General features: G+C 60.0%; 4 protein-coding genes. All 4 read left to right on the forward strand.

Annotated elements, in window-relative coordinates; all coding sequences use genetic code 11:
* Positions 1–1,481 precede the first annotated feature (1,481 nt).
* On the forward strand, positions 1,482–1,832 hold the full coding sequence (locus ACFPOE_RS21925) for a hypothetical protein (protein ID WP_376852469.1): 351 nt from the start codon (positions 1,482–1,484) through the stop codon (positions 1,830–1,832).
* A gap of 517 nt (positions 1,833–2,349) precedes the next feature.
* Entirely contained in the window at positions 2,350–2,673 is a 324-nt protein-coding gene (locus tag ACFPOE_RS21930) for a hypothetical protein (RefSeq protein ID WP_376852470.1), read from the forward strand.
* Between the two features lie 442 nt (positions 2,674–3,115).
* Entirely contained in the window at positions 3,116–3,778 is a 663-nt protein-coding gene (locus ACFPOE_RS21935; RefSeq protein WP_376852471.1) for an alpha/beta fold hydrolase, read from the forward strand.
* Positions 3,779–3,908: 130 nt separating this feature from the next.
* On the forward strand, positions 3,909–4,115 hold a 207-nt coding region (locus ACFPOE_RS21940), incomplete at its 3' end, for a hypothetical protein (RefSeq protein WP_376852472.1).

The raw sequence follows: 4,115 nt of genomic DNA on the forward strand, positions 1-4,115 counted from the left end.
TTTTTCGCTCGTTCCGCTCGGCGGAGGTGCCAATGAGGGCTAACAAGTCCGTCAACGCGGATGCCCAAAGTCGTTCCGCAGCTGCGCCGCGCCGTTCATTGGTCGCCGGTTACGTCCGACGTTAACCTGCCATGCAGACGACCGCAGCCACCCCAACCACATGGCAGCGATGGAAGAGTGCGTCAGCGGTCGTTCGTTTCGCGGCCCTGTATTGGCTCGCGCTCACACCACTTTCTCTGTGGTTGCTTCTTGGGGAGACGAACTTCTTCGTCAGCCCAAATTGCTTCAAGGCGGTCATTTGGCCAGCCGTTGTGCTCTCAGTGCTCTTTGGAGTCGTCACCTTTTTTGCCTTCGAGTACTCTGCCAAGAAACCAGGCCCGGACGGCGCACGGCTTCAAGAGAGCCTCACCCCATTTACGAAGTGGGTGCTCATGCCACCCATGATATTTGCATTCTCGACGTGGTCTCTGAGCGTTGCGGTCCCTGTCATTGGCAACAAAGTTGTTGGCGAGCCATATGTTTCTACATTCACCGTCGATCGAACGGAGCGCGAGCATTTCCGTACCGAGAACTGCTATCGGGTTTATGTCCGTGAGCTCTCAGATCACTGGTACGGTAAATTGTGTGTTAACGCCCAAGATTTCCGTTCTCTCCGTCCCGGGGAATCGATGAAGTTATATGGGACGCGGTCGTGGTTTGGGGAAGAGATCAAACGCTATTCAGTCGGGTCCAGAAATGCAGGTTAACAAGTCCGTCAACACGGACGCCCTCGGGCGTCCGCTCCCTTCGGTCGCACCCTTCCGTGGTCGCCGGTTACGTTCGCGTTATGCCGCATGAAACGAGATCGCGACGCTATAGCAGCTGAACTCGCCGCCTTGCGTGCGGGCGACTTCGACGAGGGTGATCCAGTCGCTGACGGAATGGTGCGCCTGGGCGACATATGCGATGAGTTGTATGCGACGTGCCAGGCGAGCGAGGCGGCGCCAATGCTTCTCGCCTTCGTCGAGCGCTTGGACGACGCTTACCTCGGAAGCCCGGGACCGGTGGTGCACACCTTAGAGAAAATGGCTGGCTACGAGTCGTACTTGCATGAGTCCCTGCTCCGAAAGCCAACTTCTCTGACGGTGTGGATGGCGAATCGCATTGCGAACGCTCACCGACCGGATAGAACTGAATGGATTCGGATCCTTGATGCAATCGCGTTCAATCCACACGCCCCGTCCCAGGTTCGAGAGGAGGCAATTCATTTTGCGGAGCATCAGCGTGCGGCATAACAGGTCGGTCGACACGGACACGCACCGGCAGCGCGCCGCAAGGCGCGCGGGTGATCGTGCACCTCGCCGCGCGCTGCCGGTGCGTGCCGGTCACCTCCAACGTTATGCCGCATGAGTGAGTCGCCTCGTATCACAGCAACGCCGTGGAAAGAGTCCTCGGGGACGTGCGACTGTTGCGGGCGCATTTCCAAGACAATCTGGGGAGACTTGAGTTCCGAGGCTTTAACCCTGGCGGTGTACTTTGTGCAATGGACCCTTGGTGCGCCGGAACACACACCTAACATTGACCTAGTCCTAGGCAAGTGGGGCGATGGCGTTGAGGCGCAGGAGCGCGTGCTTGTCTCTTTGCTCTATCGTCCAGCGCCGTCTGGCGGCTCATTCATGGTGATTGACGGTGAAGGGCGGCACTCCAACCGTCAGGCCATTTGCGGGCGGGGGCTAGGTCGTGCCGAAGTCATTGGTACCCCGCTTGCCGGCGAGGTGTTCGCTTTGGTGGATGCGATATGGCTTACGGATCCACGCATTTCGGAGGTGAAGGAATTGGACAATGCGGCATAACAGGTCCGTCAACGCGGACGCCCAAGGTGGTCCCGCCGCAATGCGGCGCCGCTCATTGGTCGCCGGTTACGTCCGACGTTAGACGACATGGGAACCGGGCCGCTCGCACGTGTTGGAACGCCAGGGCAAAAGGCGGTCACCCGCGCGTTGACTAAATTCTGTCGAGATCACGGCCATGCTCCCGCGTGGATCGAAGAGCTAGACCGATTCGCCGAAGCACTGGAGAAAAGAGACGTCTACTCGTTGAAGAGGGGTATCGAGCGCCTTAGTCGCGCCGGAATGGGCTCGTTCCATGATTGGTTTCCTCCAGCGCTTGGGAATGAGGATGATGGGTATGCCGAGTGCGTTTGGAACGCGCTCTACGGTCACTGGTACGAGCAGGTCTCGCCGATCACTAAGGTAGAACATGTCGTCTAACAGGTCCGTCAACGCGGACGCCCAAAGTCGTCCCGCCGCAGTGCGGCGCCGTTCCATGGTCGCCGGTTACGTCCGACGTTAAGACTCATCGGAGAAACGTATGAGCACTCGAAGCGGAAAACTCGTATTCCTCGGCAAATTGCTCGTCGCTGCAGTTGCGATCGTTGCCTTGGTCGCGGTGGCGGCCCGACAGTTGGTGCCTTCGGTCACGCTTGGCGAACTCCTGGTGTATTCCGCGGCAGGCGTCATAGGGGCTATGGCGCTCATCATCCTGGCCGCAATCTGCTCACTCCAGTTCTCCCAATTCATCTTGCGCGCGGGCGGCACGGACCCACAGTGGTTTTGGTTCCAGAGCGAACCCAAAGGGCTTGTCGCATTGCGCGAGCAGCAGGCTGAAGGAAAGGGAGCGCGCGATGAGTCTTAACAGGTCCGTCAACGCGGACGCCCAAAGCCGTCCCGCGGCTGCGCCGCGCCGTTCCTTGGTCGCCGGTTACGTCCGACGTTAAAGCGCACCGCAGAAGGGTCATAGCTGATGGACAGTCTTCTCTCTCTACTGGCGGCGCCCAGCTTCGCCCTCGGCGGGCTGGCCGGTTTGGGTATTGCACTTCTCTTCTACTGGCTCGCCCCCGCCGGCACCGACACTGTGTCTGCAGCCGCATGGTTCATAGGGCTGGGGTGCCTAGTCGGCTTACTTTGGTCAACCCTTAGGCGCGGGCGATGACGTGCCTGCACCATTGCCGGCGCCGCTTTAACAAGTCCGTCAACACGGACGCCCAAGGTCGTGCCGCAGCTGCGCCGCGCCGTTCCTTGGCCGCGGGTTACGTCCGACGTTAGAGGGCATGGCGGTACTTATCCTTCTGCCAGGAATGGATGGCACCGGCAGCTTGTTTGCTCCCTTCCTTGGCGCCCTCGAACGCGGAGCGCAGGTGGTTCGGTATCCGACAACTGCACCTCTCGGATATCCAGAGCTCACTGACTTTGTCCGTACGTCACTTCCGCGCGGAGAACCGTATGTCCTGTTAGGCGAGTCCTTTTCCGGGCCAGTTGCCATCTCGCTCGCTGCTGAAGCTCCTGCGCAACTCGCGGGAGTCATCCTCTGTTGTACCTTCGCGAAGAACCCCCGGCCTAGCCTCCGTCGCCTGGGGTCGCTCATCCCATACTTACCGGCGCATCCGCCTCTGCGGATCCTCGAAGCCTTGCTTTGCGGTCGCTTCGCCAGCGCGGCACTTCGGAATGCCCTTGCGGCTGCGCTGGCAGAGGTGTCACCCTCCGTAATGCGGGCTCGGCTCGCCGCTGTCGTGTCCGTTGACGTTTCGAGCCAGTTGCGCGCCATTCAAGTTCCAGTGCTCTATCTCAAAGCGTTGGAAGACAGTGTTGTTCCTTCGTCTGCTTCTGAGCTGATCGCCCGCGGCCTTGCGCATGGGCGGGTCGTGGAGCTTGTCGCGCCACACTTTCTGCTTCAAACTGCGCCGAAAGAGGCGGCCGTGGAGGTCGCGAAATTCATGGAGGAGGTTGGCAGTGCCCTCTAACAAGTCCGTCAACGCGGACGCCCAAAGCCGTCCCGCAGCTTTGCCGCGCCGTTCCATGGTCGCCGGTTACGTCCGACGTTAAATCGCTATGTTGAGGCGCCTCGTCCCTTTCGCAATCTTTGGAGCGGCCATGTCGACCCTCGCCGGACCTGCTGAGTCTCTTGATGCTCAATTCTTCGCGCGAAACGTGCGGTATGAACTGATGGGCGAGCGAGTCGTACTAGTGGGGCGTGATTCACCTACGATGACGACGATCGATGATTGGGGTCAAACCGCTTTTCTGGCGGCCGACGGCGAGCACAGGGTTGGCGAATTGATTGCCCACCTTGCGCGGCAA

This window comes from Caenimonas terrae, from assembly GCF_042655405.1.
Classification (GTDB): Bacteria; Pseudomonadota; Gammaproteobacteria; order Burkholderiales; family Burkholderiaceae_C; genus Ramlibacter; species Ramlibacter terrae_A.

Coding starts and splice junctions, on each gene's coding strand:
- ACFPOE_RS21935 (WP_376852471.1), top strand. CDS start 3,116: ATGGATGGCACCGGCAGCTTGTTTGCTCCCTTCCTTGGCGCCCTCGAA.
- ACFPOE_RS21930 (WP_376852470.1), top strand. CDS start 2,350: ATGAGCACTCGAAGCGGAAAACTCGTATTCCTCGGCAAATTGCTCGTC.